21 protein-coding genes are annotated in these 21,789 nt (G+C 57.4%); 18 read left to right on the top strand and 3 right to left on the bottom strand.

Features of this window, described 5'->3' with window-relative positions; genetic code table 11:
• Positions 1-44: 44 nt before the first annotated feature.
• Positions 45-503, bottom strand: a complete 459-nt coding sequence (locus A8710_RS07800; RefSeq protein WP_068859416.1) for an abscisic acid-deficient protein Aba4 family protein — start codon at positions 501-503, stop codon at positions 45-47.
• Positions 504-827: 324 nt separating this feature from the next.
• On the opposite strand from A8710_RS07800, the gene A8710_RS12600 reads away from it, so the two are divergent.
• Entirely contained in the window at positions 828-989 is a 162-nt protein-coding gene (locus A8710_RS12600) for a hypothetical protein (RefSeq protein ID WP_264753527.1), read from the top strand.
• Between the two features lie 18 nt (positions 990-1,007).
• On the opposite strand, the gene A8710_RS12340 is transcribed toward A8710_RS12600, so the two are convergent.
• Complete coding sequence (locus A8710_RS12340) at positions 1,008-1,295, bottom strand: hypothetical protein (RefSeq protein ID WP_198341640.1); 288 nt, start codon at positions 1,293-1,295, stop codon at positions 1,008-1,010.
• Between the two features lie 68 nt (positions 1,296-1,363).
• Between A8710_RS12340 and A8710_RS07790 the strand changes: the two genes are divergently transcribed.
• The 6 genes from A8710_RS07790 to A8710_RS07765 all read left to right on the top strand — a co-directional run bounded on the left by A8710_RS07790 (position 1,364) and on the right by A8710_RS07765 (position 6,733).
• Positions 1,364-1,609 (top strand): type II toxin-antitoxin system Phd/YefM family antitoxin, encoded by a 246-nt coding sequence (locus A8710_RS07790; protein ID WP_068859414.1) that lies wholly within the window; start codon positions 1,364-1,366, stop codon positions 1,607-1,609.
• A complete protein-coding gene (locus A8710_RS07785) occupies positions 1,606-1,992 on the top strand; it encodes a type II toxin-antitoxin system VapC family toxin (RefSeq protein WP_068859412.1) in 387 nt (128 codons plus the stop codon). Before A8710_RS07790 ends, A8710_RS07785 begins: the two co-directional genes overlap by 4 nt.
• Positions 1,993-2,256: 264 nt before the next feature.
• Positions 2,257-3,297: a quinone-dependent dihydroorotate dehydrogenase gene (locus A8710_RS07780; RefSeq protein ID WP_198341686.1), complete on the top strand. Its 1,041-nt coding sequence runs from the start codon at positions 2,257-2,259 to the stop codon at positions 3,295-3,297.
• Between the two features lie 8 nt (positions 3,298-3,305).
• Positions 3,306-5,531, top strand: a complete 2,226-nt coding sequence (rlmKL, locus tag A8710_RS07775) for a bifunctional 23S rRNA (guanine(2069)-N(7))-methyltransferase RlmK/23S rRNA (guanine(2445)-N(2))-methyltransferase RlmL (protein ID WP_406609599.1) — start codon at positions 3,306-3,308, stop codon at positions 5,529-5,531.
• Between the two features lie 8 nt (positions 5,532-5,539).
• Complete coding sequence (locus A8710_RS07770) at positions 5,540-5,788, top strand: glutaredoxin family protein (protein WP_319822947.1); 249 nt, start codon at positions 5,540-5,542, stop codon at positions 5,786-5,788.
• 27 nt (positions 5,789-5,815) lie between these two features.
• Complete coding sequence (locus A8710_RS07765; RefSeq protein WP_082968734.1) at positions 5,816-6,733, top strand: MBL fold metallo-hydrolase; 918 nt, start codon at positions 5,816-5,818, stop codon at positions 6,731-6,733.
• Between the two features lie 19 nt (positions 6,734-6,752).
• Here the strand turns inward: A8710_RS07765 and A8710_RS07760 are convergent, their stop codons facing one another.
• Positions 6,753-7,988: a lytic murein transglycosylase gene (locus A8710_RS07760; RefSeq protein ID WP_227513002.1), complete on the bottom strand. Its 1,236-nt coding sequence runs from the start codon at positions 7,986-7,988 to the stop codon at positions 6,753-6,755.
• 219 nt (positions 7,989-8,207) lie between these two features.
• Between A8710_RS07760 and A8710_RS07755 the strand changes: the two genes are divergently transcribed.
• The 11 genes from A8710_RS07755 (at position 8,208) to A8710_RS07705 (ending at position 21,781) form a co-directional block, all read left to right on the top strand.
• The gene (locus A8710_RS07755) at positions 8,208-9,554 is read left to right on the top strand and encodes an MFS transporter (RefSeq protein WP_068859401.1); all 1,347 of its coding nucleotides are present in this window, start codon (positions 8,208-8,210) and stop codon (positions 9,552-9,554) included.
• The gene (locus A8710_RS07750) at positions 9,551-10,204 is read left to right on the top strand and encodes a potassium channel family protein (protein ID WP_068859399.1); all 654 of its coding nucleotides are present in this window, start codon (positions 9,551-9,553) and stop codon (positions 10,202-10,204) included. Before A8710_RS07755 ends, A8710_RS07750 begins: the two co-directional genes overlap by 4 nt.
• Positions 10,201-11,562: a TrkH family potassium uptake protein gene (locus A8710_RS07745; RefSeq protein WP_082968733.1), complete on the top strand. Its 1,362-nt coding sequence runs from the start codon at positions 10,201-10,203 to the stop codon at positions 11,560-11,562. Before A8710_RS07750 ends, A8710_RS07745 begins: the two co-directional genes overlap by 4 nt.
• Before the next feature lie 65 nt (positions 11,563-11,627).
• A complete protein-coding gene (locus tag A8710_RS07740; protein WP_082968732.1) occupies positions 11,628-12,395 on the top strand; it encodes a GntR family transcriptional regulator in 768 nt (255 codons plus the stop codon).
• The gene (prpB, locus tag A8710_RS07735) at positions 12,395-13,294 is read left to right on the top strand and encodes a methylisocitrate lyase (RefSeq protein WP_068859397.1); all 900 of its coding nucleotides are present in this window, start codon (positions 12,395-12,397) and stop codon (positions 13,292-13,294) included. The genes A8710_RS07740 and prpB overlap by 1 nt, the downstream gene beginning before the upstream one ends.
• A gap of 43 nt (positions 13,295-13,337) precedes the next feature.
• Positions 13,338-14,492: a bifunctional 2-methylcitrate synthase/citrate synthase gene (gene prpC, locus A8710_RS07730; RefSeq protein ID WP_198341639.1), complete on the top strand. Its 1,155-nt coding sequence runs from the start codon at positions 13,338-13,340 to the stop codon at positions 14,490-14,492.
• 2 nt (positions 14,493-14,494) lie between these two features.
• Positions 14,495-17,098, top strand: coding sequence for a Fe/S-dependent 2-methylisocitrate dehydratase AcnD (gene acnD / locus A8710_RS07725; protein WP_068859393.1), 2,604 nt, complete (start codon positions 14,495-14,497; stop codon positions 17,096-17,098).
• A 249-nt stretch (positions 17,099-17,347) separates the two neighbouring features.
• Complete coding sequence (locus A8710_RS07720; RefSeq protein ID WP_406609594.1) at positions 17,348-17,644, top strand: type II toxin-antitoxin system ParD family antitoxin; 297 nt, start codon at positions 17,348-17,350, stop codon at positions 17,642-17,644.
• A complete protein-coding gene (locus tag A8710_RS07715; RefSeq protein ID WP_068859392.1) occupies positions 17,641-17,961 on the top strand; it encodes a type II toxin-antitoxin system RelE/ParE family toxin in 321 nt (106 codons plus the stop codon). Before A8710_RS07720 ends, A8710_RS07715 begins: the two co-directional genes overlap by 4 nt.
• Positions 17,962-17,994: 33 nt before the next feature.
• Complete coding sequence (prpF, locus tag A8710_RS07710) at positions 17,995-19,182, top strand: 2-methylaconitate cis-trans isomerase PrpF (RefSeq protein ID WP_068859389.1); 1,188 nt, start codon at positions 17,995-17,997, stop codon at positions 19,180-19,182.
• Positions 19,183-19,378: 196 nt separating this feature from the next.
• Positions 19,379-21,781, top strand: a complete 2,403-nt coding sequence (locus A8710_RS07705; protein WP_082968731.1) for a TonB-dependent receptor — start codon at positions 19,379-19,381, stop codon at positions 21,779-21,781.
• Positions 21,782-21,789: the final 8 nt, after the last annotated feature.

Raw genomic sequence — 21,789 nt, 5'->3', positions numbered from 1 at the left:
CTGCTGCAGTTGTTAACACCAGGGAGCATTGCCACTTTAAGGCCTTAAATCAAGCCAATCCCACTCACATCACTGCCGATGAGCAAGCGCATGGCAAGGTACAGCAGCAAACCTGCCGGACCAAACATCAGGGTGAGAAACAACGCTAGTATCAGTAGCCAATGTGACATGCCGCGCGAAGCAGCATCGGTGGCAATAAAGAGGCCGATCATTAAGTCAAAGACTAGGAAATGTATCCAGCCACCCAGCACTACTCGCGGTGTTTTAAACAAACTGAGCACGCCCTTTAGCGATAAAAAGCCGCCGTGCGGATGCTCGCCGGGCGCATCGTGACGCTTGCCCACAAAAATGGTGTAGCTGTAGGCGAGGCACAAAAAAACCACGATGCAGCTCAGCAGTACCGTGCGGCCGTGCTCAGGCCACAACGGGAAGCTGAACAGAACTAGCCAGCCCAAAAGGGCAGTGTAGTTAGTGGCATTGAAGGCTAGGGTGAGGAATGGCATAGGGGGCGCCTAATTTGAAAGGGGGGGTAGTACTTAGACTTTTGGAATGTATAACTTGGTTTATAAAGCAATCACTGCTGCGTAATAATTCCAGACTGCTGCATAACACCGGAGGGAGAGGAGAGGCATCAATCCTTTCAGGGCTTGAAAAACCTAAAACAGCATTCCCTGCCGACAATTGCCGCAAACTCACTGGTACTAAGCATGCCATCGAGCCAAATAGTGAGCAAGCATGCGTTACACCGACTTATTCATTAGCCGAATAGCGCACAGACTCAACAACGACTACTACGAAGGCTTATCAAGCCAACTTAGATAAGGATAATGCGTCGCCCACGGTGTTGCAGCCTAATTATCCACATCACGACTACTGTGTATGACCGCCAGCATCAGCATGCGAGCGTGCTCTACCCGGTACAGGATGCGATAGCCTTGGACAATAACCTCACGGATGCTGTTGCCCTTGCCATCAAGCGCTGGATCTGATCAATCAACGCGCATGACTCAGGAGTCGCTTCTTGGCGTCCTCGTGAGAAGTGACTTCCCCTCGTTAGCAGCCTGCAGCGAGCGTTCGAGCTTCCGGCGCACATAGAGCGTGTACATCACATCGTCCCAGGTAGCTTGCTCGGGCAGGTGATCAATCAGTTCGTGGGTGACTTGCTTGGTATTTTGCATGGTCGGTTTCCTCAAGAGACAGGCGGGCATGGTGCCATCATCGTTGCCAAGTTCGGCGTGAATCCAGTCCGAAGGCTCGCGGTGCGCGCAGGGGCTGTCACTCAGAATGATGAGCATACCTAGCGAAGCGTGTGATCATGGTCTACACTCATTATTAGCTAAGGTTAGCTAGTAAAGGTACAGAGATGCCAACAGTCATTCAAGTCAACATGCATGAAGCCAAAAGCCAGCTATCACAGCTTGCGGAGAGAGTATGGGCTGGCGATCGTGTCGTTATTGCCCGGGCGGGCAAGCCATACTTGGATTTGCTGCCGCATCAACCACAGGTTGCCGTGCGCAAGCCAGGAAGCCTGAAAGGTCGTATCCGAATTGCACCTGGTTTTGACGCAGCAGATGCCGACATTGCCGACAGCTTCGAGTCTTCGAGATGAGGCGTCTGTTACTGGATACGCATGTGCTGCTCTGGTGGCTTGCCGATGATGATGCATTGGGCGTGCAGACGAGGGCGCTTATTGCGGATACGCGCAACGAAGTGCTCGTCAGTGCCGCAACCGTTTGGGAAATATCCATCAAGCGTGCGAAGGGTTTGCTGGAGGCCCCAGATGAAATGGAAGCCGTGGTTGCAAGCGAAGGTTTTTCCGCCTTGCCGATTTCACTGCGCCATGCAGAGCAGGCGGGTGCTTTGCCCGATCTTCATCGCGACCCGTTCGATCGTATGCTGATTGCCCAGACTCAAAGCGAAGGCCTTGAGCTACTCACTGTCGACGCCCTGATTCCCCAGTACGGCACACGCTGCCACGACGCCCGACAGTAACCGCCGATCTCTGTCACCTGAACGCTGTTCACGCGTCAGGAATTACCCGTGGAAAACCGTCACGCGCCAGAGATGGCACGTGAGAGCCTACAGGGGTGAACGCGGGGTTTGTCGGCGCACTGCGCCGAACCGCGGAACGACCGCGCGATGCAGCGCGCGGGCAGGGTGGACTTGCGGCGTGTTTTCCACGGGTAATTCCTGACTCGTGGCAGCCCCTTGTCGCGTATAATCGCGAACTTGTCCCCCGTCGAGACTCCCTACATGTTGTACCCGTTAGCGCGCGCTGCGCTCTTTCAGCTGGATCCGGAAACGGCTCATCACTTCACCTTGAACAATCTCGCGCGTGCTGAACGCTTAGGCTTGCTCAACTGTATGCCGAAAGTGCCCGATCAGCCGGTGGAATTACTGGGGCTGACCTTCCGCAACCCGGTGGGTCTCTCAGCCGGCCTCGACAAAAATGGCGATTACATCGATGCGCTGGCTGCACTCGGCTTCGGCTTCATCGAAGTCGGCACCGTCACGCCGCGCCCGCAGCCGGGCAACCCGAAGCCGCGCATGTTCCGCCTGCCGCAGGCCAACGCCATCATCAACCGTCTTGGTTTTAATAACGAAGGCGTGGATTACCTGATTCGTAATGTTGAGCGCATGCGCTACGACGGCGTGCTCGGCATCAACATCGGTAAGAATTTCGACACGCCGGTCGAGCGCGCCGAAGACGATTACCTGATCTGTCTGGAGAAGGTTTATTCGCATGCCGATTATGTCACGGTGAATATCTCGTCACCGAATACGCAGGGTTTACGCAGCTTGCAAAGTGAGGAGGCGTTGACGCGTTTGTTGGCGGCTCTGAAGGAGCGTCAGGCGCAGCTCTCCGGCGAGCACGGCAAGTATGTGCCGCTGCTGGTGAAGATTGCCCCGGACTTGACGCTGGAGGAGGTCGAGATCATGGCCTCGGTGTTCAAGGCCCAGGAAATCGATGGCGTGATCGCCACCAACACCACCATCGCGCGTACTGCTGTGGCGGGTTTGCAACATGGTGATGAGCTGGGTGGTCTCAGCGGCCGTCCGGTGCGCGAGTCGTCGACACGAGTATTGCGCGAGCTGCATGCAGCGCTGGATGGCAGCCTGCCGTTGATTGGTGTCGGTGGTATTGATGATGCTGCGTCGGCAGCGGAAAAAATTCAGGCGGGAGCCTCTTTGGTGCAGATTTATACCGGTTTCATTTATCAAGGCCCGGGCGTTATCGCTCGCGCTGCCGCTGGCATTGCCCAGGCGCGTGCCGCCAGCAGCCGAGGTTCAGCGTGAGCAACGCTCTGGAGAAGACCCGCGAGTGGGTCATCACCGGCGCTGACGGTCTCGATGATCTGCTGGTGGATGAGCTGCTGGCGCTGGGTGGCAGCGAGCCGCGTCGCCTCAAGGGCGCGATTGCCGTGCAGGGCGACCTCGCCGCCGGCTATCGTTTCTGCCTGTGGTCGCGTTTGGCCTCGCGCGTGCTGATGCCGTTGCTGACGGTGCCGTCGGGCAATCCCGACCGCATGTTCGATGATGCCCTGAAGTATCCCTGGGAGCAGGTGCTGCGTCCGGGTGCGACCTTTGTCATCCGTTCTGCCGCCGCCAAAGGCGTGAGCACGCATACGCATTTCGCGGCGCTGCGTCTGAAGGATGCCATTGTTGATCGCTTCCGCCAGCGCACTGGTGATCGCCCGTCGATCGATACCGAGAATCCCGACCTCAGCCTGCACCTGTTTATCGAGGCGCAGCAGCTCACCATCAGTCTCGATTTCTCTGGCGACAGTCTGCACAAGCGCGGCTACCGCCTGGCCCAGACCGATGCGCCGCTGAAGGAGAATCTGGCCTCGGCCATGCTCATGCAGGCCGGCTGGCCGGCGCGCGGCGAGGGTCGTCTGTTCGATCCGCTCTGCGGTTCGGGCACGGTGCTGATCGAGGCTGCGCTGATGTGGGCCGATGCCGCACCGGGCCTGCCACGCATTCATTTCGGCTTCGATGGCTGGGCCGGGCATCAGGCCGAACTGTGGAAAACCATTCGCGATGACGCGGTGGCGCGTCGTCTTGCCGGGTTGCAGAGGCCGGCCCCGCGCCTGGTCGGCTTTGATGCCGATGGCGAGGCGCTGGCCTGTGCGCATCGCAATGCCGAATCCGCCGGTGTGTCGCAGTGGATTACCTTGTCGCAGCGCAGCATTGCCGAGTGGCGTGCACCTGCCCTGAACAGCGTCGCGGCCTGCCTGCCGGCGGAGTGGGCGGCGGATGTGACCGGTGCCGGTCAGAATTACTCCGTGCCGGGTCTGGTCGCGACCAATCCGCCGTATGGCGAGCGCCTCGGCGACGAGGGCAGCGTTCGCTATCTCTATCGCGCCATTGGCCGCCAGTTGCGCGAGACGCTGCCGTGCTGGGATGCCGTGGTGCTGGCCGCCGATATCACGCATGCCGATGCGCTGGGTCTGGAGCACAAGCACACGCTGCGCCTGTACAACGGCGCGCTGCCAATCTTTGCCCGTCATGGCCGCATCCTGCCGGCAGAGCCGGAGTTGCCGTTGGCCTTCGAGGGCAGTCTCGACGACTTGCCGGAAGAGGGCATGGACTTTGCCAACCGTCTGCAGAAGAACCTGAAGGTGTCGCTGAAGCTGGCGCAGCAGCAGGATGTGCGCTGCTTCCGGCTCTACGATGCCGATTTGCAGGAATACAACATCGCGATTGATGTGTACGAAGGTCGTTTGCAGGTGCAGGAATATGCGCCGCCGAAGACGGTGGATCCGGCCAAGGCCGAGGCGCGCTTCAAGCTCGCGCTGCAGATCATCCGCAAGGTCATGGGCCTGCATCGCGACAAGGTGTTTCTCAAGGTGCGCGAGCGCCAGAGCGGCAAGCAGCAGTACGAGAAGCAGGGCAAGGCCGGCAAGTTCTTCGAGGTCCGCGAGGGCCAGGCGACGCTGCTGGTGAACCTGACCGACTATCTCGATACCGGCCTGTTCCTGGATCATCGCCCGATGCGTCTGCGCATTGCCGCCGAGGCGGCGGGCAAGCATTTCCTCAATCTCTTTGCCTATACCGGGACGGTCAGTGTGCATGCCGCACTGGGCGATGGCATCCACGGCGGTGCCGAAACCACAACCACGGTGGACATGTCGGCGACGTATCTGGGCTGGGCTGATCGCAATCTGGCGCTGAACGGTTTGCCGGACTCGCACCATCGCCTGATTCAGGCCGATGTGATGGCTTGGCTGAAGGACGAGCGCGACCTCTACGATCTGATCTTTGTGGATCCGCCCACGTTCTCCAACTCCAAGCGCATGGACAGCGACTTTGATGTGCAGCGCGACCACGGTCATTTGCTGCGCTTGTCGATGTCGCGTCTGGCGCCGGGCGGCACGCTGTATTTCTCCAACAACTTCCGCAAGTTTGTCTTGGATGAAGCACTGCAGGCCAAATTCGATGTCACCGACATCAGTGCTGAGACCATCGGTTTCGACTATGAGCGTGACCCGAAGATCCATCGCTGCTGGCGCTTCCGCCATCGTGTGTGAGGCTTGATGTGACTGCACACGGGCTCACTTTAATGCTCTACGGTACGCCTGGCTGTCATCTCTGTGATGTCGCCGAGGCGCTGCTGGCACCGTTGTCTGGCGCGCGAGGTGTGACTTGGCAGTACATCGACATCGCGCTCGATGACGCGCTGGTCACCCGCTACGGAGAGCTCATTCCCGTGCTTTGCAACAGCGCCGGCGACGAGCTGCGCTGGCCTTTCTCCTTGCTCGATGCGCTAAAGCTGGTACAACGCTAGTACCTCTTTTGTCCCGAGTTTCATGCCATGAAAAAGATTGCCCTTGTCGTGCTGCTGGCGCTGTGTGCGCTGCTGTGGACGTTCACGCCGTCATCGCTATCACCTATTCCTCAATTCTCCGAAACACTGCCGGTGGCGAATTCACCTGCTGGTATGAGTTTGTCTGCACTGCCTACCGGCGTCATGCATTCCAAAGCTGCCTTGGCCTATCGCGGTGGCAGTCTCCTTGAGCCACGGGATTTTGCCATGACGGCTATTTTGGTGAAGCACCCTAAAGGCAATCTGCTTTTCGATACTGGCTTGGGCCAGCAGGTCGACGAACAGGTGAAGACTCTGCCTCAGCTCATGCAGGCCACCACAACCTACACCAAGGGCGTGCCGGCCGCTATCCAGCTTGCGGCCGCCAAGCAACAAGTGGATGGCATCGTGCTCACCCATGCGCACTGGGATCATGTCAGCGGCCTCGACAGCCTGAAGAACATCCCGATCTGGATTTCCGCACCGGAGCAGGGCTTCATTGCCAGCGATCACGAGGCGGCCGCACTGGCGCACAGCTTTGGCAAGCTCAACTACCGCCTCTATAGTTTTAACGATGGCCCCTACCTGGGTTTCGCCAGCAGCTACGACGTTTGGGATGATGGTTCCGTGGTGCTGGTGCCGTCTCCTGGCCATACGCCGGGCTCGGTGATTGCCTTCATCACGCTGCCGTCAGGCGCGCGCTATGCCTTGCTGGGTGATTTGGTGTGGCAGAAAGAAGGCATCGATCTGCCAGCCGAGCGGCCATGGATTGCCCGTTATCTGATTGGCGAGGATAGCGCCCAAGTGCGCGAGAACATTCTGCACATGGCCGCCCTACAGAAGGCATTTCCAGAGATGAAACTATTGCCAGCGCACGATGCTCGGGTGATGGCGACGCTGCCGGTGTTTCCGGCGGTAGTACAGTAAAGCTGAGTAAGGCTGCTGTTTACTGCTCACGCAGTGCCAGCAGCACTTTCATGCCACCACGGCCAGTCATTGGCTGACCCAGTCGCTCTTGTTCAATGCGAATTGCCGCGCGGCTCCGCTCGCCCAGGCGGCCATCCACTTCGCCAATCGTGTGGCCTCGCTTCAATAGCAATTCCTGCAACTCACGACGCTGATTACGCGAAAGCGCTAAATCATCTGTAGGCCAAGGCGTGACAAAGTCGCCTGCTCCGGCGATGCGATCCGCAAGATGAGCGATCGCCAGTCCGTAGCTTTCCGCAGCGTTGTAACTGTAGAAGGCGTCAAAGTTACGCATGACCAAAAAAGCCGGGCCTTTGGCACCAGCGGGCAGTAATAGGCCAGCTAAGGTGTCGGCTGTGACGGGGTTAGTGGGTGGCGTGTCCACGCCAGACGCTTCCACGCCGGACGCTACCACTATCGGCATGCCATCAACGCGCAGTAAGCCCCGCTGCATCCAAACGGAGAGGCTGCGCTTGTTGCGACGACTTTCCCCGGCGGCATCAAAGCCTTCCGGCAATTTCACTTCGATGCCCCAGGGCTGCCCCGAAACCCAGTTCGCCAATTTCAGATAGTTGGCCGTGGAGGCGAGGGCATCGGCTGTGTTGTCGATGAGGTCGCGGCGGCCATCGCCATCAAAATCGACGGCGACGCGCTCGAAGGTGCTGGGCATGAATTGGGTCTGGCCGAAGGCACCAGCCCAAGAACCTTTCAGACGATCTTCGGTAAAGTCACCGGCTTGCAGAATGCGCAGCGTGGCAAAAAATTCACCACGAAAAAACACCTGGCGACGACCGAGGCAGCTCAGTGTACTGAGGGATCGTAGCAAAGGGAGGCGGCCAGCATTTTGACCGAAATTGCTTTCAATGCCCCAAATCGCCACGATGGCTTCGCGAGGCACACGATATTGTGCGGAAATCTGTGTCAGCTCGCTGTCGTAACTGGCCATTTTACGCTTGGCCAGATCAACACGTTCGTCATCGACAAGGCCGGCAATATAATCCCAGATGGGTTGGCTAAATTCAGGCTGCTTGTTAAGTCGCGGTAATAGGCTTAAGTCTGGCGTCAGTTTTTCGGTGTACAGCTGCCAAGTGGCATCCGTGATGCCGGTTTTAAGCGCTGCTGGGCGAAGACTCTCCAAACACTGCTGGAATTCTTCCTGATGGCTGAAAACAGTCGTCTCTTGCAAGGAAGGGGGTTGTTCCTGTGTCGCTGCCATGGGCGCAGGGGAAGCCGAAAGACTAACTAGCGGTTTTTGGGCACAGCCTGAAAGCAGCAAAAGGGTGGCAAAAACAGCAGTGGAGGCAAAGCTTAACGGCAAGCGAGACATCGAAAAGCAACTCAATAATTGATGCTTAAACCCTACCATGTTGGCCGCCCACGAGAAAGGTTAGACTCGTCCCATTCCCGCTGCTTGTGATTATTGTAAGGATCACCCATGACCTCTCCTGTGCCTCTTGCCCCCAAGCGCGAAATCGTTGGCTGGGCCATGTACGACTTCGCCAATCAGGCCTACACACTGCTCATTATCACGGTCGTTTTTGGTGATTTGTTTACGCGCGTTATTGTGGGTGATGGCCCGGATTACCGCCTCGGCAACTTGCTCTGGAGCGTTGCCATTGCCGTAAGCTGCTTGGCGGTAGCACTGGTGAATCCCATTTGTGGCGCAGTCATGGATTACACCGCTACGCGCAAACGCTATCTGTTTATGACTTATGTGCTGACAGTCATCGGTACGGCGCTGCTCTACTTCGTGGAGCCGGGCTGGATAGCGTTGGCGATGTTACTGATCATTATCACCAACTTCGCCTTTGCGCTCGGCGAAGGCATTATCGCCAGCTTTCTCACTGATCTCGGCCCACGCGATGCTTTGGGCTGGATCTCCGGTCTCGGCTGGGGACTCGGCTATATTGGCGGCCTCGTGGCCACGGCATTTTCGCTGAGCTTCCTGGGCGAGGTCAGTCTGGCCAATTACGACACAGTGCGCTGGGTTGGCCCATTTGCGGCAGTTTTTGTCTGCCTCGGCTGCATCCCGACGTTTCTGTGGTTGCGCGAGCGTGGAACGGCGCGACAACTGCCAGCTGGTGAGTCAGTGATGCAGCGCGGTCTGGTGCGCCTGCGTGAAACCTGGCTGGAAATGCGCCAGTTTCAAGATTTGCGCCGCTTGTTGATCTCCATCTTTTTCTCCATGGCCGGCATTGCCATCATCGTCAGCTTTGCCTTTATTTATGGCGCGCAGGTCATCAAATGGGATGACTCGGTGCGAACCATGATGTTCGTGATCGTGCAATTTAATGCGGCAGTGGGTGCTATCGCATTTGGCATTCTGCAAAGCCGTTTGGGGTCGCGCTTCACCTACATGTTGTCGCAAGGGCTTTGGGTAGTTGCGATTCTGGCGATCTGGCTCACGCCGGAAATTGCCGCTTTGGCGCGTGAGCAGTTGGGTGTGAACTGGCAGGCACAATATGTCTTCTTGTTTGCTGGCTGTTTGGCGGGTCTGAGCCTGGGGTCAGCGCAATCGGCCGGACGTGCCTTGGTCGGTTTCTTGACGCCAGCGGGTAAATCGGCGGAGTTCTTCGGCATGTGGGGGACGGCAGCGAAACTAGCTGCTGTATTCGGTATGCTCGGTCTGGGTTTGTTGCAGACCTTTTTCGGGTTGGCCGACGCCATTCTGTTTTGTCTGGTGTTGTTTGCGGTGTCCATGTGGGTAGTGTCGAGTGTTGATGAAACTCGGGGCAGGGCGGCTGCGGATCAATGGTGTGAGCCAATCGAGGGTAAGAAATGAAGCAAAAGTTTGCCATTATTGGGCTAGGCAGTTTTGGCGGTACGGTGGCTTGCGAACTGGTTCGTTTGGGTCATGAAGTGTTGGGTATTGATGTGGATGAGGCTCGCGTGAATAAGCACGCCGACCACCTCACGCAAACCCTGATCGCGGATGGTACGGATGACAAGGTTATTGAGGAATTAGGCCTGCAAAAATACGATGCCGTTGTGGTGGCCATTGGTGAGAACCTAGAGGCCAGCATCCTGAGTACGCTGGCGCTAAAAAGCAGTGGTTGTGAGCGAGTGTGGGTAAAGGCTACCAACGACACGCATCATCGCATTTTGTCTCGATTGCAGGCGGATCGCATTATTCATCCCGAGCATGAGATTGGTGTACGGGTAGCGCAAAGCCTGACGCATCCGCAAATGCTCGACTATATTTCCCTAGGGCAAGGGTGGTTTGTGGTTGAAATTAATGTCAACGAACACATAGCTGCGCGTAAGTCCTATGAGCAGGAATTGGATTTTGCTGACTTAAAAATGGTCTTAGTGAAACGTGGCTCTATCGTGGTGCCGCCTCCTTATCGGGGACTGTTATTGCAAGTGGGCGACCAAATTGTGTTGGCCGGTTTGCTCGAGAATCTGCTGAAGTTTGCTAAGAGAATTATGTGAGAAGTTGGCTGCCACATTTACCCTTTTGGGGTGACAACTCAGCGCTGGTAAAGGGCACAAACCCCGCCACACTGGTGGCGAGCAGCTTTTTAATTTTAATCATCATCGGTGCGTTATTACTACGCAGTGACTGGGCTACCAACGTGCCGATTAGTTGGTCAGACGCGCTTTTTACCGCGACTTCAGCCGTCACTGTGACGGGATTGGCGGTGCTGGACACCGACACTCATTTCAGCACAGCAGGTCAGATGGTCTTACTGGTGCTGGTGCAGCTGGGCGGCATTGGCATCATGACGTTTGCTGCCTTGACCTTATTGCTATTAGGGCATCAGTTGGGGATAGGCGAGCAACGACTGGTTCGGGAGGCCATGAACCATACCCGTGTGATGGATCTGGGTTGGCTGATAAAACGTATTTTTGTGCTGGTCTTTGTTATTGAGCTGGTCGGCTTTCTGCTGCTCAGCGTTATTTTAATACCCGATCACGGCTGGCGCACTGGAAGTTATCACGCCCTGTTTTACAGCATCTCAGCGTTCAACAATGCTGGCTTTGCGCTGACCAGTGAAAGCCTCATTCCTAAGGCTGGGCACTGGCCTTTGGCCTTAGTTTTGGGCTCGCTTGCCGTTATTGGCGGTCTTGGCTTTACCGTATTGGCGGAGTTGAGATTGCGAACACGCTGGTCTGCGATGTCGTTGCACAGTCGTCTCATGCTCAGCGGTACCGCGATCTTGTTGTTGTTCACTTTTGTCGTGTTTCTGCTGTGTGAATGGAGTAATCCGGCCACTTTAGGGTCATACGACACCAGTGAAAAACTGGCAATTGGTCTCTTTCATGCCATTGTTCCTCGCTCAGCCGGTTTCAATATGGTGGATGTCGGCAGCCTGACGCTCGCAGTCACCATGCTCTATATCGTCCTGATGTTTATCGGTGCCGGTACCAATTCCAGTGGTGGCGGCATCAAGGTCACCACCTTTATGGTGCTGATATTGTCGACAAGAGCGTTTTTGAGTGGGCGCACTACGCCGTCTGTGTTTGGCCGCAGTATTCCGTTGGAACTGGTACTTAAGTCTTTAGCCATGGCATTTATTGCCATGATGATTGTGTTGGCAACCATGTTTGCGCTGACGCTGACCGACCCTCATCTCGGCTTTCTCAATCTTTTCTTTGAAGCGGTGTCGGCTTGTGCCACGGTGGGGTTATCCCGTGGTATCACGGGGGATCTGTCTGAGCCTGGTCGTATCGTCTTGATGTTAGCCATGTTTATTGGACGCATTGGGCCATTAACGTTGGTGTTTTTGCTGGCCAAGCCTAAGCGTCATCGCATTCGCTATCCGGCCGGGGATGTCCATATCGGTTGACCCCTCAGTTTCAAAGGCGTATCGTCTCGATACCTCGCAGATTGTCGACAATTCGAGCCGCTTGCATGACTGAGACATCATTGCCATCACCTGACACCCCCGTGGTCGCTGACAGCGATCTGGTTGTGTCATCGCTGAATAGCAGTGAGCCCCGACTTACCCTCGCCGATAAAGTCTTTGCCCAGCTTCAGGATGCCATCGTCAAAGGCGAGCTCGTTGCTGGCTCGCGCGTATCCGAAGCGGAGCTAGTCGCGCGTTACGGTGTGTCGCGAGGGCCGCTGCGTGAAGCGCTGCGCCGGCTTGAAGGCCGTCAGCTCATCACCCGAATTCCGCATGTTGGCGTGCGCATCATGGCCTTGTCGCTGGATGAGCTGCTGCAGATCTATCAGGTTCGCGAAACTCTGGAAGGGCTGGCCTGCCGCCTTGCCGCGCAGCACATGAGCGATGCCGAAATCGCTGGCCTGAAAGAGTTACTGGCCCGCCACGAGCAGCAGATTGCTGAGCACGAGGGCCGCGCCTACATCCAGGAAGAAGGCAACGTCGACTTTCATTACTGCATCATCCAGGGCAGCCACAACGCCGTGCTGATCCAGATGCTCTGCGGCGAGCTTTACCACCGCGTGCGCATTTACCGAGGCCAGTTCTCGGTCACCGAGGGTCGTCCGGCGAAAGCGCTGGATGAGCACCGTCGCATCGTTGAAGCCATTGCCACGCGTGATGGCGAGCTCGCCGAATTCCTGATGCGTCGCCACATTGCCACCGCCCGCGCCAATATCGAGGCGCGCGTTTCACCCTCTTTACCAACGCCGGATGCCCCGGCCAGGAGTGCTTGATGTCTTGCCATAACCACCCACATCACCCGAGTGCCGGTCGTCGTTTTCGCGATGCCATCGCTGCCGAAAAGCCGCTACAGGTCATGGGCACGGTCAATGCCTACGCCGCGATGATGGCGACCAAGGTTGGCTACAAGGCCATTTATCTGTCGGGTGCTGGTTGTGCCAACTACTCCTACGGTCTGCCGGATCTGGGTCTGACCTCGCTGGAAGATGTGCTGATCGATGCCCGCCGCATCACCAGCGTCACCGATACGCCGCTGCTGGTCGACATCGACACCGGCTGGGGCGGGGCGTTCAACATCTCGCGCACGGTCACGGAGATGATCCGCGCCGGCGTCGCTGCTGTGCACATCGAGGACCAAGTTGCTCAGAAGCGCTGCGGCCACCGCCCGAACAAGGAGATCGTACCGGTCGAGGAAATGGTCGACCGCGTGAAAGCCGCCGTCGATGCCAAGACCGACAGCGATTTTGTCGTGATGGCGCGTACCGACTCGCTGCAGAAGGAAGGTCTCAACGGCGTCATCGACCGCATCAGTGCCTATGTTGAAGCCGGTGCCGATGCCATCTTTGCCGAGGCCATGACCGACATCACCATGTACCGCAAGGTCTGCGATGCCGTGAACGTGCCGGTGCTGGCCAACATCACCGAGTTCGGCGACACGCCGTACTACACCACGAGCGAGCTGGGCGAGCAGGGCATCGCCATGGTTCTGTACCCGCTGTCGGGCACACGTGCCATGCAGAAAGCCGCGCTGGCCGTGTACGAGGCGGTGCGCAAGGACGGTACGCAGGTCAACGTGCTCGACCTCATGCAGAAGCGCAAGGAGCTCTACGAGTTCCTGAATTACCACAGCTATGAAGACAAGATTGACCAGCTGTTTTCCAAAAACAAATAAGCCACTTTTTATAAAAAAACCGAATTCGATCCGGAGAATGACCATGACTGAAGTACAACAAGTTTTGCCGAAAGCCAAGAAATCCGTTGCCCTGTCCGGCACTGTTGCGGGCAATACGGCACTCTGCACCGTTGGCCGTACCGGCAATGACCTGGCCTATCGCGGCTACGACATTCTCGATTTGGCGGCGACCAGCGAGTTTGAAGAAATTGCTCACCTCTTGGTTCACGGCAAGCTGCCGAATGCAGCTGAATTAGCGGGCTACAAGAGCAAGTTGAAAGCGCTGCGTGGTCTGCCCGCGGCAGTGAAAGTTGCACTTGAGCAACTGCCACCATCCAGTCATCCCATGGATGTGATGCGTACCGGCGTGTCCGTGCTCGGTTGCGTTAAGCCCGAAAAAGAAGATCACAACCATCCCGGTGCGCGCGATATTGCCGACAAGCTGATGGCCTCCTTAGGCTCCATGCTGCTGTACTGGTACCACTTTGCTTACAACGGTAAGCGCATCGAAGTAGAAACCGATGATGACTCCATCGGCGGTCACTTCCTGCACCTGCTGCACGGCGAAAAGCCGCGTGATAGTTGGGTCCGTGCCATGCACACCTCGCTCATTCTTTACGCGGAGCACGAATTCAACGCCTCCACGTTCACCTCGCGTGTGGTCGCGGGCACGGGTTCCGACATGTTCTCGGCTATTTGCGGTGGCATTGGTGCGCTGCGTGGTCCAAAGCACGGCGGCGCTAACGAAGTCGCTTTCGAAATTCAGAAGCGCTACGACAACCCGGATGAAGCCGAGGCCGATATCCGTGCGCGTGTGGAGAAGAAGGAAGTGGTCATTGGTTTCGGCCACCCGGTCTACACCGTGAGCGATCCGCGCAACAAGGTCATTAAAGAAGTGGCCAAGCAGCTCAGCGCCGAACAGAACAACATGAAGATGTACGACATTGCCGAGCGTTTGGAATCGACCATGTGGGAAATCAAAAAGATGTTCCCGAACCTCGATTGGTTCTCCGCTGTGAGCTACCACATGATGGGTGTGCCCACCGACATGTTTACCCCATTGTTCGTGATTGCCCGCACCAGCGGTTGGTCGGCGCATGTGATTGAGCAGCGTATCGACGGCAAGATCATCCGCCCCAGCGCGAACTACACCGGTCCAGAAGACCAGACGTTTGTGCCGATGAAGGATCGCAAATAATCATGAATACGAATTTCCGAAAGAACCTGCCGGGCACCCAGCTCGAGTACTTCGATGCGCGTGCTGCGGTGGATGCGATTCAGCCCGGTGCTTGGGATCGTCTGCCATACACGGCCCGTATTCACGCCGAAAACATTGTGCGCAAGGCCGATCCGGCGATCATTACCGAGTGCCTGACGCAGCTCGTTGAGCGTAAGCGTGATCGTGACTTTCCGTGGTTTCCGGCGCGTGTGGTTTGCCACGACATTCTCGGCCAGACCGCGCTGGTCGATCTCGCCGGTCTGCGTGATGCCATCGCTGACCAAGGTGGCGACCCCGCCAAGGTCAATCCGGTGGTGCCGGTGCAGCTGATCGTCGACCATTCGCTGGCCGTCGAGTGCGGCGGTTTCGATCCGGACGCGTTCCAGAAGAACCGCGACATCGAAGATCGTCGCAACGAAGATCGCTTCCACTTCATCAACTGGACCAAGACTGCATTCGATAACGTCGATGTGATCCCGGCCGGCAATGGCATCATGCACCAGATCAATCTGGAGAAGATGTCACCGGTCATCCACAACCAGAACGGTCTGGCCTTCCCGGATACCTGTGTCGGCACCGACTCGCACACCCCGCATGTGGATGCCCTCGGCGTCATCGCGGTTGGTGTTGGCGGTCTCGAAGCCGAGAACGTCATGCTCGGTCGTGCGTCTTGGATGCGTACCCCGGACATGGTTGGCGTCGAGCTGACCGGCAAGCGTCAGCCCGGCATCACCGCGACCGACATCGTGCTGGCCCTGACCGAGTTCCTGCGCCAGTCCAAGGTGGTTGGTGCTTATCTCGAGTTCTACGGCGAGGGTGTGCCCGGCCTGACCATCGGCGACCGTGCCACCATTTCAAACATGGCCCCGGAATATGGCGCTACGGCCGCGATGTTCTCGATTGATGACCAGACGCTGACGTATTTGCGCCTGACCGGCCGTAGCGATGAGCAGGTCGCGCTGGTCGAGACTTACGCCAAGGAAGCTGGACTCTGGTCCGACTCGCTGGCCAATGCCGAGTACGAGCGCGTGCTGCGCTTCGATCTGTCCTCCGTGGTGCGCAACATGGCTGGCCCGTCGAACCCGCACAAGCGTCTGCCGACCTCGGATCTGGCCTCGCGCGGCATCTCCGGCAACCTCGACGCCGCGCGCGCTCAGGAAGCCGAAGGTCTGATGCCGGATGGCGCGGTCATCATCGCCGCCATCACCTCGTGCACCAACACCTCCAACCCGCGCAACGTGATTGCCGCCGGCCTGATCGCGCGCAATGCCCGCCGTCTCGGTCTGCTGCGCAAGCCGTGGGTGAAGTCGTCGCTGGCGCCGGGCTCCAAGGTCGTCGAGCTGTATCTGAAGGAAGCCGGCCTGCTGGAAGATCTCGAAGCGCTGGGCTTCGGCATCGTGGCGTTCGCCTGCACGACTTGCAACGGCATGTCCGGCGCGCTGGACCCGAAGATTCAGGAAGAAATCATCGAGCGCGATCTGTACGCGACGGCTGTGCTGTCGGGCAACCGCAACTTCGATGGCCGCATCCACCCGTATGCCAAGCAGGCCTTCCTGGCTTCGCCACCGCTGGTCGTGGCCTACGCCATTGCCGGCACCATCCGCTTCGACATCGAGCAGGATGTGCTGGCTGTGGTTGATGGCAAGGAGATCCGGCTCAAGGACATCTGGCCATCGGATGACGAGATCGACGCCATCGTGGCGCGCTCGGTGAAGCCGTCGCAGTTCAACCAGATCTACATCCCGATGTTTGAGAAGCAGGATGCCGAGAAAGCCGTGTCGCCGCTCTACGACTGGCGCGAGATGAGCACCTACATCCGCCGTCCGCCCTACTGGGAAGGCGCGCTGGCCGGCGAGCGCACGCTCAAGGGCATGCGTCCGCTGGCCGTGCTGCCGGACAACATCACCACCGACCATCTGTCGCCGTCGAACGCGATCCAGATGAATTCGGCAGCGGGCGAGTACCTGCACAAGATGGGTGTGCCGGAAGAGGACTTCAATTCCTACGCCACGCATCGCGGCGATCACCTGACCACGCAGCGTGCGACCTTCGCGAACAAAGAGCTCGTGAACGAGATGGCCGTGGTTGATGGCCAGGTCAAGAAGGGTTCGCTGGCGCGTGTGGAGCCGGAAGGCAAGGTCATGCGTATGTGGGAAGCCATTGAAACCTACATGAACCGCAAGCAGCCGCTGATCATTGTGGCCGGTGCGGATTACGGCCAAGGCTCATCGCGTGACTGGGCTGCCAAGGGCGTGCGTCTGGCCGGCGTCGAGGCCATCGCGGCCGAAGGCTTCGAGCGCATCCACCGTACCAACCTGATTGGCATGGGCGTGTTGCCGCTGGAGTTTAAGCCGGGCACCACGCGCCTGACACTGGGCATCGACGGCACTGAAACTTACGATGTGGAAGGTGAGCTGACACCGCGTGCAACACTGACCTTGGTGATTACGCGTCGCAATGGAGAAGTGGTGCGTGTGCCCATGACCTGTCGTCTCGATTCGGATGAAGAAGTTTCCGTGTATGAAGCGGGTGGCGTGTTGCAGCGCTTTGCCAAGGACTTCTTGGAGGCTACGGCGACGGCCTAATGTTCCTAGGTTCGCGGCGCGTGGTACGGATGCACTCTGTCAAACACGCCGTGAATACGTCCTTGTAGGCTCTCACGCGCCATCCTTGGCGCGTGAAGGTTTGACTGAGTGCATCCGTACCACGCTCCTCGGCAATGGCTTAGGCGTAGTCGGCATCGTTGCGGCGGTCTTTGGTGAGGCGGATCGGCGCTTGTTCAGCAAAAGGGTCGGTGCTAGATTGGTTTGGCAAAGATTGCCAAGGAGATTGTCATGGATGACACGAGCACCGCGCGGGCGTCCCGCCTGCCAGCAGACTGGAACAGCATTATGGCGACCATGAATATATCCTTGCCGGATGAGCTCAAGACCTTCGTCGATGCGCAGGTTGCCGAACATGGCTATGGATCGACCAGCGAGTATCTGCGCGATCTCATTCGCAAGCAGCGCGATGTAGAGCAGTTACGACAGCTTTTGCTGGATGGCGCAAACTCCGGTCCGGGTAGGCAGGTAGACGATGCCTTTTTCGCAGAGCTTCGCGCTGTCGCTACAGGTCAGAACGAGGCATGACGGCCAAGCCATTGTTGCTGTCACCTCAAGCTCAACGGGAAGTCAGGCAGGTCACCGCTTATTACCGCAGTGAAAGTGGAGATGCGCTGTCGCTCAAATGGGTTACTGCCTTGGAGCATGCTCTGAAGCATGTCGGACAGCATGCTCTCAGCGGATCCACGCGCTATGCCGTGTTGCTGAAGTTGGCAGGGTTGCGCTTTTGGCCAGTGCGAGGGTTTCCCTACCTGATCTTTTATGTTGAGCGCGAGGCGGAGATAGATGTCTGGCGTGTGTTGCATGCACAGCGCGACATTCCGCTTTGGATGAGTGAAAAATGAAGCTGTTATTTCAATGAGTGAGACATAAACACCATGATTCATCCTCCCCAAATAAAAGTCCCCGCCACCTATATCCGTGGCGGCACTTCCAAAGGTGTGTTCTTCCGCCTGCAGGACCTGCCGGCTTCTTGCCAGCAGCCGGGCGCAGCGCGTGACAAGTTGTTCATGCGTGTGATCGGCAGCCCGGATCCCTATTCGGCGCATATCGACGGTATGGGTGGTGCAACCTCTTCGACCTCCAAGTGCGTGATTTTGTCGAAGAGCAGTGTGCCGGACCACGATGTGGACTACCTCTATGGGCAGGTCTCCATCGACAAGGCCTTCGTGGACTGGAGCGGCAACTGCGGAAATTTGTCCACTGCCGCGGGTGCATTTGCACTCCATGCTGGATTGGTGGATGCCGCACGTATTCCTGAGAACGGGATTTGCGTGGTGCGGATTTGGCAGGCCAACATCCGCAAGACCATCATCGCGCATGTGCCGGTCACCAATGGCCAGGTGCAAGAAACGGGCGATTTCGAGCTCGATGGCGTGACCTTTCCCGCAGCGGAGATTGTCCTTGAATTCATGGACCCCTCCGATGATGGCGAGGAGGGCGGCTCCATGTTCCCCACGGGTAATTTAGTGGATGATCTGGATGTGCCCGGCATCGGTACGTTGAAAGCCACGATGATCACAGCCGGTATCCCGACGGTGTTCGTTAATGCCGCTGATATTGGTTACACCGGCACCGAGCTGCGTGAACAGATCAATACCGATGCCGCTGCACTGAAGCGTTTCGAAGCGATTCGAATTGCCGGTGCCTTGCGTATGGGTTTGATCAAATCCCCGGAAGAAGCAGCAACCCGCCAGCACACGCCAAAAATCGCTTTTGTCGCGCCACCGACAGACTATGTCTCGTCTAGCGGTAAGCTGATCAAAGCCTCGGAGGTGGATCTGTTGGTTCGTGCATTGTCCATGGGCAAGCTGCATCACGCCATGATGGGCACTGCTGCGGTGGCGATTGGAACTGCCGCGGCAATTCCGGGCACGCTGGTGAGTCTTGCAGCGGGTGGCGAGGCGCGCGAAGCGGTGCGTTTCGGGCATCCGTCTGGCACGCTGCGGGTGGGTGCCGCGGCCAGCCAGGTCAACGGGCAGTGGACGGTGACCAAAGCCATTATGAGCCGTAGTGCGCGTGTGCTCATGGAAGGCTGGGTGAGGGTGCCGGGGGACTTGTTCTAGCCCAAGTCGCTATGTCCTGATCTTGTTGAAGAAGGGCCCGCCAGCGTTGCGGGTCTTTTTTTACGCGCAAATAGTAATGACTCTCATTTGCGTTGACATGGTCTATGAAATTTAACAGAATAATGAGAAGCGTTCTCATTTAGACGCTAAGGCGAATTGTCGCCACTCTCCTCTCATTTCTGTCGGATGTCCCAACATGTCATCAAATCTGCGCTCATCGCCGATCTCAAGCCGTAAAATTCCTTCCAGTCTGCGACTGCAGGCTGTTACAGCACAGCCAAACTGGCAGCCCACAGCAATTGCCCTCGCTTTGGCATTGGGTGGCGCCGGGCAGGTTAGCGCGCAGGAGACCGTCAGCACCGGCAAAGCTGATGAAGGCACGGTGACACTGCAGGCTGTGCAGGTTGAGGCCAAAGTGTTTGATGCCAACCCGTACAGCGAAGAGGGCGCACCCTACAAGGCCAAGATTTCCGGCGACCAGCGTCGCGTTAAGGAGCTGGCAGAAACCCCGGCAACGATTTCAGTGATCACGCAAGCTGCCGTGAAAGAGTCGGGCAAGAGTGACTTGCGCGCCATTCTCGCTGCTCAGCCTGGCATTACCATTGGTACGGGCGAAAATGGCAACGCCTTTGGCGATCGCTACATCATTCGTGGCCATGAGGCGCGCAGTGATGTGTTCATTGATGGCTTGCGCGACCCCGGCATGACTACTCGCGAAAGCTTTGCCGTGGACCAGATTGAAATCACCAAAGGCCCGAGCTCGACCTTTGCCGGTCGCGGCTCGACCGGTGGCGCCATCAACAGCATCACCAAGCAGCCGAATGCTGACAAGGACTTCACGGAAATTGGCGTGGGTTTTGGCACGGATGACTATCGTCGTACCACGCTGGATGCCAACAAGGTCATCAATGATCGCGCCTCGGTTCGTCTGAATCTGCTCGATGCGTCCGAGCAGGTGCCTGACCGTGACCCGGCCGACAAGTCCCGCCGTGGCTTGCTGCTCTCGGGTAAGCTGAAAGCGACGGACAAGCTTGATCTCTCGGCCGACTTCTATCATCTGGATGCTCAGGACACACCTGACCTCGGCACCTACTTCAATACGACTACGCGCAAGCCAGTCAAGGATATCCCGGTCTATCTGCAATCCGGCCGAGATCATCTCGATACCGATGTCGACACACTGACCCTGAAGGCCGGTTTCCGCATCAACGACAAGCTCAGGCTGCAAAACGCCACGCGCATCGGAAAGACCCAAAACAGCTATATCACCACCGGTGCTCGTGGAAGTACCCGTAATGCCAACGATGCCACGGCGCCAAACACTCCCACCATCACGCTGAGCACGCATCAGGGTTATCAGGAAGTGGAGTATCTGGTGAATCGACTGGATGTCTTCCTGGACAGTAAAATAGCTGGCCTGAATCATCAGTTCGTGTTCGGTGCCGAGTTCAACGACGAGAAAGTCCTGAATGGAGTTCATACCGCCGTTGCCGGCAGCGCAACGCCCAACTGTGCGACCGGCACTTCGACTACTAACAACAGCTATTGCGCGCTTGATGGCAGCGGCAAGCCGTTAGCCAACATCAATCGCCTGCTGCCAGCCTATGTGAAAGGTGTTTCCGACTCCGATTACCACATTCGCACAACCTCGCTGACCGCGATGGATACCGTCGATTTCGATGAAAACTGGAGTGCGTTTGCCGGTATTCGTTACGACCACTTCGATTACGAAAATATCGTGGGTACCGGTCTGACGGCACCCAAGGTTACCCATAAGTATTCCGATGGTTTCGTGAACGGCAACGCCGGTCTGACTTACAAGATCAACAGCCTGGGCAATGTCTATGCTTCGGTGAGCTCGTCTACGGACATCAATGGTGGCGAATCGGATGTGGGCGGTAGCTGTGGCTATGGCGGTATTTGCTTACCTCCCGCCAACACGGGTGTCACCATCGCTGTTTCCAAGCCCGAAAAAACCTTGAATTACGAGATCGGTACCAAATGGCAGCTGTTGCAGCAAAAGTTGCTGGTAACAGCGGCACTGTTCCGCACCATTAAGTCGGATGTGCAAGAGCAGTCTGCGGCCAATGCGTACACGACTATCGGCACATTGAATACCGGCAAGAATCGCGTGCAGGGTGTTGAGTTCTCCGTAGTGGGTAACCTCACGCAAAAGCTGAGCACACAGCTTGGCGTCACGGTCATGGACTCTGAGGTGCTGGAGTCGTTCACACCGGCCAATAAAGGCAAACAGCTGAGTAACTTTGCGCGCAAGCAAGCTAGTGCGCAGCTTAAGTATCAGTTAGCCCCGAAATTTGCAGTGGGCGGCGCAGCGACTTACCAGAGCAAGATGTTTGCCGGGCAGCCTGATACAGCAGCCGGCTTCAATGCCACAACAGGGCTGTACAATATTGTTGTGCCGTCATACACGGTGTTCGATGCCTTTGCTGAGTACAAGTTCAGCGACAAGCTCAATGCCCGTCTCAATGTGAATAATGTCACCAACAAAGACTACTATCTTGCTGCCTACCAAAGCGGCTCGTTCATGTACCTTGGCGACAAGCGTAACGCTCACATCACTTTGACCTACAAGTTCTGATCGAGTGT

This window comes from Perlucidibaca aquatica (assembly GCF_001676655.1).
GTDB lineage: Bacteria > Pseudomonadota > Gammaproteobacteria > Pseudomonadales > Moraxellaceae > Perlucidibaca > Perlucidibaca aquatica.
This window is presented reverse-complemented; position numbering and strand designations above follow the sequence as displayed.

Excerpts from the sequence above, each read along its gene's own strand:
- A8710_RS07800 (WP_068859416.1), bottom strand. The coding sequence starts at position 503 with ATGCCATTCCTCACCCTAGCCTTCAATGCCACTAACTACACTGCCCTT.
- A8710_RS12600 (WP_264753527.1), top strand. The coding sequence starts at position 828 with ATGCGTCGCCCACGGTGTTGCAGCCTAATTATCCACATCACGACTACT.
- A8710_RS12340 (WP_198341640.1), bottom strand. The coding sequence starts at position 1,295 with ATGCTCATCATTCTGAGTGACAGCCCCTGCGCGCACCGCGAGCCTTCG.
- A8710_RS07790 (WP_068859414.1), top strand. The coding sequence starts at position 1,364 with ATGCCAACAGTCATTCAAGTCAACATGCATGAAGCCAAAAGCCAGCTA.
- A8710_RS07785 (WP_068859412.1), top strand. The coding sequence starts at position 1,606 with ATGAGGCGTCTGTTACTGGATACGCATGTGCTGCTCTGGTGGCTTGCC.
- A8710_RS07765 (WP_082968734.1), top strand. The coding sequence starts at position 5,816 with ATGAAAAAGATTGCCCTTGTCGTGCTGCTGGCGCTGTGTGCGCTGCTG.
- A8710_RS07760 (WP_227513002.1), bottom strand. The coding sequence starts at position 7,988 with ATGGCAGCGACACAGGAACAACCCCCTTCCTTGCAAGAGACGACTGTT.
- A8710_RS07755 (WP_068859401.1), top strand. The coding sequence starts at position 8,208 with ATGACCTCTCCTGTGCCTCTTGCCCCCAAGCGCGAAATCGTTGGCTGG.
- A8710_RS07750 (WP_068859399.1), top strand. The coding sequence starts at position 9,551 with ATGAAGCAAAAGTTTGCCATTATTGGGCTAGGCAGTTTTGGCGGTACG.
- A8710_RS07740 (WP_082968732.1), top strand. The coding sequence starts at position 11,628 with ATGACTGAGACATCATTGCCATCACCTGACACCCCCGTGGTCGCTGAC.
- prpB (WP_068859397.1), top strand. The coding sequence starts at position 12,395 with ATGTCTTGCCATAACCACCCACATCACCCGAGTGCCGGTCGTCGTTTT.
- prpC (WP_198341639.1), top strand. The coding sequence starts at position 13,338 with ATGACTGAAGTACAACAAGTTTTGCCGAAAGCCAAGAAATCCGTTGCC.
- acnD (WP_068859393.1), top strand. The coding sequence starts at position 14,495 with ATGAATACGAATTTCCGAAAGAACCTGCCGGGCACCCAGCTCGAGTAC.
- A8710_RS07720 (WP_406609594.1), top strand. The coding sequence starts at position 17,348 with ATGGATGACACGAGCACCGCGCGGGCGTCCCGCCTGCCAGCAGACTGG.
- A8710_RS07715 (WP_068859392.1), top strand. The coding sequence starts at position 17,641 with ATGACGGCCAAGCCATTGTTGCTGTCACCTCAAGCTCAACGGGAAGTC.
- prpF (WP_068859389.1), top strand. The coding sequence starts at position 17,995 with ATGATTCATCCTCCCCAAATAAAAGTCCCCGCCACCTATATCCGTGGC.
- A8710_RS07705 (WP_082968731.1), top strand. The coding sequence starts at position 19,379 with ATGTCATCAAATCTGCGCTCATCGCCGATCTCAAGCCGTAAAATTCCT.